General features: G+C 71.6%; 6 protein-coding genes. All 6 read left to right on the top strand.

Annotated elements, in window-relative coordinates; genetic code table 11:
- Positions 1-1,112: serine hydrolase domain-containing protein (locus tag AAHZ94_RS26065; RefSeq protein WP_349995715.1), on the top strand; the 1,112-nt coding region annotated here is incomplete at its 5' end.
- A gap of 372 nt (positions 1,113-1,484) precedes the next feature.
- A complete protein-coding gene (locus AAHZ94_RS26070; protein ID WP_349995716.1) occupies positions 1,485-2,018 on the top strand; it encodes a 2,4'-dihydroxyacetophenone dioxygenase family protein in 534 nt (177 codons plus the stop codon).
- Positions 2,019-2,049: 31 nt separating this feature from the next.
- Positions 2,050-3,375 (top strand): MFS transporter, encoded by a 1,326-nt coding sequence (locus tag AAHZ94_RS26075; RefSeq protein WP_349995717.1) that lies wholly within the window; start codon positions 2,050-2,052, stop codon positions 3,373-3,375.
- Entirely contained in the window at positions 3,372-4,466 is a 1,095-nt protein-coding gene (locus AAHZ94_RS26080) for a 2,3-butanediol dehydrogenase (protein WP_349995719.1), read from the top strand. Before AAHZ94_RS26075 ends, AAHZ94_RS26080 begins: the two co-directional genes overlap by 4 nt.
- On the top strand, positions 4,463-5,197 hold the full coding sequence (locus AAHZ94_RS26085; protein ID WP_349995721.1) for an SDR family NAD(P)-dependent oxidoreductase: 735 nt from the start codon (positions 4,463-4,465) through the stop codon (positions 5,195-5,197). The genes AAHZ94_RS26080 and AAHZ94_RS26085 overlap by 4 nt, the downstream gene beginning before the upstream one ends.
- Before the next feature lie 238 nt (positions 5,198-5,435).
- Positions 5,436-6,446, top strand: coding sequence for a helix-turn-helix domain-containing protein (locus tag AAHZ94_RS26090; protein ID WP_349995724.1), 1,011 nt, complete (start codon positions 5,436-5,438; stop codon positions 6,444-6,446).
- The last annotated feature ends 213 nt before the right edge of the window (positions 6,447-6,659 follow it).

A 6,659-nucleotide genomic window follows, 5' to 3' on the forward strand; every position in this document is an offset into this window, starting at 1 on the left:
CCGCCGCCGCGGCCCCCGACACCGCGGGCATCACCCGGGCGCTCAAGGACGCCCTCGCGAACGGCGCCCCCGGCGCCATGGCCCGCTACGCCGGGCCCGACGGCGTCCAGATCCGTACCGAGGGCGTGCAGAACCGCGCCACCGGCGCGGCCATGGACCCCCGTTCGCGCTTCCGCATCGGCAGCATCACCAAGACGTTCTCGTCCGTGGTGCTGTTGCAGCTCGTCTCCGAGGGCAAGCTGCGCCTGGACGAGCCCGTGAACACCTATCTGCCGGGGCTGCTGCCCGACGACCGCATCACGGTGCGTCACCTGCTGACCCACCGAAGCGGCCTCTCGGACTACACGAACGCGATGTTCGCGAAGACCATCCCCGGGTTCGAGGCCGTGCGCAACCGCGTCTTCAGCTACCGCGAGCTCGTCAAGCTGTCCCTGGACGAGCCGCGCACGGGCCAGCCCGGCGCCGCCTACCAGTACTCCAACACCAACTTCGTCGTGGTCGGCATGCTGATCGAGAAGGCGACCGGCAACCCGGTGGCGAAGGAGTACGACCGGCGGATCATCAAGCCGCTGAAGCTGAAGAACACCTCGTACGTGCACCCGGCGAAGGCCATCAAGGGCCCGCACGTGCGCGGCTACCTGCACCCCGACGAGGCGGGCGCGCCGCTGGTCGACTCGACCGAGCAGACCGCGTCCTGGGCGCAGTCCGCGGGCGCGATCATCTCCAACGCGGCCGACCTCAACACCTTCACCTCGGCCCTGCTGCGCGGCCGGCTGCTGCGGCCGGCCATGCAGCAGGAGATGCTGAAGGCGACTCCGGTCGACGCGGCCAAGACCCGGTTCTACGGTCTGGGGCTGCGCCGCTACGACCTGTCGTGCGGCACCTCCATCTACGGCCACACCGGCACCGTGCAGGGCTTCTACTCGTACGCCTTCTCCACCAAGGACGGCAAGCGGAGCCTGTCCGCGGTGGCGAACACCTCGAACCACGGGGCGGCCAACACGGCGCTCGGCGGCACGCTTGAGGCGGCGTTCTGCGGCAAGAAGCCGGCGCTGAAGCGCTCCGGGGTGCCGACCTTCAAGGCCGATGCCGACCTTCCCGAGAACCGCTAGGCAACACCGCACTCCCCTGGCGCCCCGCCGCCCGGGCCCGGCGCCGTGACCCGGCGCCGGCACCAGCGCCCGAGCGGCGTGGCACCAGACAGGGCCGGAACGGTCTCCCCGTTCCGGCCCTGTCGTCGTCCCGGCCCCGGGCGCCGGTGCACAGGCCCGGGCGCAGCGGTCCGATCCCGGAGGCGCGGAGCGTCCCACCCGGCTCGGTACGACCCCCTCGTGCGCGCTGTGAACTTTCGTACACGGTGCGAACGCGGCCTGGTACGGCCCGTCGTGTCCGAAACCGGCAAAGCCCGACGTCCGTCCTGGGAAAGACGGGCGCCCGTCGACCGCGGTTCACTTCGGCCACCAACGAGCGAAGTGGAGCCGATCATGCCCGAGGAAGCAACCGGCGAGTTCTGGAAGAACCTCAAGCCGATCCAGAACTCCTTCAAGCCCGACGCCCTGCCCGAGGTCTACCTCTCGCAGGTGGCCACCGACGACGACCGGTACTACGTGCCGTTCACCGAGACCGTCGGCTCCCGGCCGCTGTGGATCAACGTCAAGGACAACTCCTGGGCCGACATCTTGCGCGCCAAGGAGGCAGGGCTGGTCAACCGGCACTACCACCCGCACGAGGTGTTCGCGTACACCATCTCCGGGAAGTGGGGCTATCTGGAGCGGCCGTGGACGGCGAGCGCCGGCGACTTCGTGTACGAGGCGCCGGGCGAGGGGCACACCCTGGTGGCCTACGACAGCGACGAGCCGATGAAGGCGTTCTTCATCGTCAAGGGTCCGCTGATCTGGCTGGACGAGAACGGTGAGACGGCCGGGTTCTTCGACGTCCACGACTACATCGAGATGTGCCGCGCGCACTACGAAAAGGTCGGCATCGGTGCCGACTACGTCAACTCGCTGTTCCGGTGACCCCGGTCCCACCGAGCGATCCGAGGTCACGATGACCGATTCGCGTACGCGTCCCGGGGTGGACCTGGCCCCGCCCCGGGACGCAGAAGCCCTGCGCTATGAGAACCGGCTGCTGCTCGTACTCTTCCTCTCCTTCGGTTTCGTCTTCTTCGACCGCCAGGCGCTGGCCTTCCTCGCCCCCTTCATCGACGACGAATTCGGCCTGTCCCACACGGAGTTGGGCGTCCTGTCCGGGGCGTTGGCGTTCACCTGGGCGCTGTCGGGGATGGTGATCGGACGCGTCTCGGACCGGCTCGGGCGGCGCAAGCCGCTGCTGATCGGTGCGGTCGTGCTGTTCTCCGTCTTCTCCGCGGTGGGCGGGTTGATGGCCGGCTTCGTCGGTCTGCTGGCCGCCCGCGCGCTGATGGGGGTGGCCGAGGGCGCGGTGTTGCCGCTCTCCCAGTCGCTGATGGTCGAGGCGTCCCAGGAACACCGCCGGGGCCTGAACATGGGGCTGTTGCAGGGTTCGGCGGCCGGGCTGCTCGGTGGCATCGCCGCACCGCTGGTCGTGGTGTGGGTGGCCGAGCAGTTCGGCTGGCGAACGGTGCTTCTCCTGACGATCGTGCCGGGACTGCTGATCGCCGTCTGGATGGCGAAGTGGGTGCGCGAGACGCCGCCCGGAGTGGTGCCCGCAGTACGCGGCCCGGCCGCGCAGGAGTCGGGCGCCGCGGGTACGACGTCGGTGCGGGAGGTGGTGCGGCACCGCAACATCGTGCTGTGCACGCTGGCCGCCTGCTGCTACCTGACCTGGTTCGTCGTCCTCATCACCTTCACGCCCGTCTATCTGGAGGACGTGAAGGGTTACTCCTCGGGCACGATGAGCGGCGTCATGACGTGCTTCGGGGTGGCCTGGGTGCTGTGGGGGTTCCTGATCCCGGCGATCTCCGACCGGATCGGCCGGCGCACCACGATGGTGGTCTTCACCTCGATCGCGGTGCTCTGCCCGCTGGCGGTCGTCTTCATCTCGCATCCGCTGGTGCTCGGCCCCGCCATCGTCCTCAGCTACACCGGGCTCGGCTGCTTCACCCTGATCATGGCCACCATTCCGGCCGAGACGGTCTCCCGTACCGCGCTGGCCACCTCGCTCGGCCTGGTGATGGGCGTCGGCGAACTGACCGGCGGCGTCATCGCACCGCTGGCCGCCGGCTGGGCGTCCGACACCTGGGGGCTTGAGACGGCCATGTACATCGCCGCCGGCGGCGCGATCCTCGTCGTCCTCCTCTCGCTCGGCCTGCGCGAGACCGCCCCGCGCGTCCTGCAACGCCGCGCCGGGCGCACCACCCCCCCCACCACCACTACGGCAGGAGCGAGCACATGAGGGCGGCCATCTGGTACGGGGCCAAGGACGTACGCGTCGAGGAGGCGCCGGTGCCGACGCCCGGGCCCGACGAGGTGCTGGTCGAGGTGGCGTACTGCGGGATCTGCGGCAGCGACCTGCACGAGTACGCGGACGGGCCGCACGCCATCCCCACCCACACCCCCCACCCGGCATCGGGCGTCAGCGCGCCGCTCACCCTCGGCCACGAGTTCTGCGGCACGGTGGCCGCGCTGGGCTCGGCCGTGGACGGCCTGGCGGTGGGTGACCCGGTGGCGATCGAGCCGAACTACCGCTGCGGCCGGTGCGCCCAGTGCCGGGCCGGCGACTACCACATCTGCGAACACTTCGGCTTCGCCGGGCTGATGGGCAACGGCGGGTTGGCCGAGTACGTGGCGGTGCCGCGCTACATGGTGCACCCGCTGCCCGCCGGCGTAACCCTGGAGCAGGCCGCGCTCTTCGAGCCCGCTTCGGTGGCGCTGCACGCGCTGCGCCGGGCCGAGCCGCTGGACGGGACGATGGCGGTGGTGGGGCTGGGTCCGATCGGGTTGCTCGCGGTGCGACTGGCGGCCGAGCGCGGGGTGCCGCGGATCATCGCCGTCGATGTGTCACCGGCCAGGTTGGAGATCGCGGCCAGGTTCGGCGCCACCGATCTCGTCGACGCCGGCGATGGTCAAGCTGCCGAGCACATAAGGGAGTTGACCGACGGGGTCGGCGTCGACGTGGCGTTCGAGGTGGTGGGTTCACAGGCCGCTGTCGACACCTGTCTGGCCGCGAGTCGGCGCGGTGGTCGGGTCATCATGGTCGGGTTGGCGCAGCAGCTACGCCTCGATGCGTTTGCGCTGGTCAACAACGAGCAGTCGATCATCGCCAGCGTCGGCTACCGCGACACCTACCCCGAGCTGATCCGCCTGGTCGCGGAGTGCGGGGTGGACCTGTGGCCCGTGGTGACCTCCACGGTGGCCCTCGACGAGGTGGTGGCGCACGGCTTCGACGCGCTGCTTGCGGGCGGCGGCGAGGAGATCAAGGTGCTGGTGCGGCCGGGCCGGGCCGCCGCAAGGGCCGGGGACCGAGCGGTGGGGGCCGGGCGGTGAGCGGCTTCGTCTGCCCGGACGCGTTCGCCGGCGCCAGCGTCGTGGTCACCGGGGGCACCTCCGGCATCGGCGCCGCGACGGCCCTGCTCTGTGCGGAACTCGGTGCGCAGGTGCACGTGCTCGGGCTGGCCCCGGCCGACCCCGACGGGTTGCCCCGGCACGAGCGGGTGCGCATCGTCGAGCAGGACGTCACCGACCGTGCCGGGCTGACCCGGCAGATCCACGCCGTGGGCCGCATCGACCACCTGGTCACCTGTGCCGGGGTGAGCCGGGACCGCGACGAGTACGACCCCGCCGCCTGGGACCAGGTGCTGGCGGTCAACCTGACCGCGACCATGGTGGCCTGTCAGGCTGCGTATCCGGCGCTGGCCAGCGATGGCGGCAGCATCGTCACCGTGTCGTCGATGTTCGGCTTCTTCGGCAGCCGGGACCGGCCCGCCTACAGTGCCAGCAAGGGTGGCATCGCCCAGTTGACGCGCTCGCTGGCCGCCGAGTACGCGGCCGACGGGATACGGGTCAACGCGGTCGCCCCCGGCTTCGTCACCACGCCGCTCGCCCGGGGTGTGCTCGACGATCCGGACGCCTCCCGGGCCGTGCTCGCCCGGGTCCCGCTCGGCCGGTTCGGGCGGCCCCGCGAGGTCGCCACGGCCATCGCGTTCCTGTGCTCGCCGGCCGCCGCGTACGTGAACGGGGCGATCCTCCCGGTCGACGGTGGCTATCTGTCGGTGTGATGCGCCGTCTTCGCCCTCCCGCGACCACTCGGCGTCGCGGCGATACCGAGGTACGCTGCGCCTGCCTGGACCCATCGGGCAGGCGCGCGCCCGTTCGGGCCGGCGCCGCCCCGGTGGTGTCACACCCGCGGGGGGCGGGGGGCGCCCGCAGGTGGCGGTGCGTCCCGGCCGTGGCCGGGCCCGGCGGACTCCGCCCGGGTCGGTCCACCGCGGGTACCCGGATCGGCAAGGAGGCCAGATGACCGCAGACCCCGCCCCCGCCCCCGCCGTCTCGCACGTCTCCACGCGGTCCGTCGACCCCGCGGACCGGGTCGACTTCTGGGAGGACTACAACCGCAGGGCCCTGGTCGGCCTGACCTGCTCGCCCTACTCCGAGCAAGGGTTGCTGGCCTCACAGACCAATGTGTCGCTGCGGGGCCTGCGGCTGGCCGAGATCGCGGGCAACGAGCACGTCATCGAGCGCACGCCGCGCACCTGCCGGGCGCTGCCCAAGGAGTCGGTGTTCGCCACCTTGCTCACGGCCGGCGAGGCGGTGTTCTTCCACGCGGGCGGCTGCCTTTCGGTGCGCGCTGGCGATCTGGTGCTGTACGACACGCGCCGCTCGTATCTGTTCGGCTTCCCCTCCACCATGCGCCAGCTCCTGGTGGACATTCCCGGTGAGGTGTTCGCCGAGCGGTGTCTGGCCGGCGGGGTCGCGGCTCCGATGCTGTTCGGCGGGGACTCGGCGACGGAGGGCGTGTTGGTCTCCACGCTGCGGTCGGTGCTGGCCGACTGGGCCCGCGGCTGTGGCTCCGGCGACCCGGCGCGTACCGAGGCGACGGTGTTGGACCTGGTCAGGTCGCTGGCGGCGGCGCGCATGGGGGACCGCTCGGAGCCGCCGACCAGGCCGTCCCAGTTGGCGGTGGCGCAGGAGTACGTGGTGCGGCACCTGTCCGATCCGCGGCTCTGTGCCGAGCAGGTCGCGGAGGCGGTCGGGGTGTCCACCCGGCATCTGAGTCGGATCTTCACGCCCGCGGGGGTGAGCCCGTCGCGCTACATCCTGGAGCAGCGGCTGGCGAAGGCGCGCGAGCAGCTCGGGGACCCGCAGGCCCGGCATCTGACGGTCGCCGAGGTCGCGCACCGGTGGGGGTTCGCCAGCCAGGCGCACTTCACCCGGGTCTTCCGGGACCGCTTCGGGCAGACCCCTGGCGAGGCGCGCCCCGTACCGGCCCGGTCCGGGCAGCGGCGGCGCGGCACCCCCATGGGTTAGGGGCGGCCGGTTCCGCCCTCGATGGCCTTCGGCCTCGGCGGCGGTGGGATCGCCGGCCGGTCACCGGCCATGGGCCAGGCACCCACCAGGTAGTTGATCTTGCTGGGGTGGGGGGGGGGGGGGCGGGGCGCCCCCCCCCGACCGCGGTTCGCTCTCCTTTATGTGCTGCCTGGTGGTCTGTCTGGAGAGGGTAATCGGCTAATAAATGGGCGA

This window comes from Streptomyces sp. HSW2009, from assembly GCF_040240285.1.
Classification (GTDB): Bacteria; Actinomycetota; Actinomycetes; order Streptomycetales; family Streptomycetaceae; genus Streptomyces.

What these genes read in the sequence shown, in the direction of transcription:
- AAHZ94_RS26080 (WP_349995719.1), top strand. Translation starts at nt 3,372, where the DNA reads ATGAGGGCGGCCATCTGGTACGGGGCCAAGGACGTACGCGTCGAGGAG.
- AAHZ94_RS26075 (WP_349995717.1), top strand. Translation starts at nt 2,050, where the DNA reads ATGACCGATTCGCGTACGCGTCCCGGGGTGGACCTGGCCCCGCCCCGG.
- AAHZ94_RS26070 (WP_349995716.1), top strand. Translation starts at nt 1,485, where the DNA reads ATGCCCGAGGAAGCAACCGGCGAGTTCTGGAAGAACCTCAAGCCGATC.
- AAHZ94_RS26090 (WP_349995724.1), top strand. Translation starts at nt 5,436, where the DNA reads ATGACCGCAGACCCCGCCCCCGCCCCCGCCGTCTCGCACGTCTCCACG.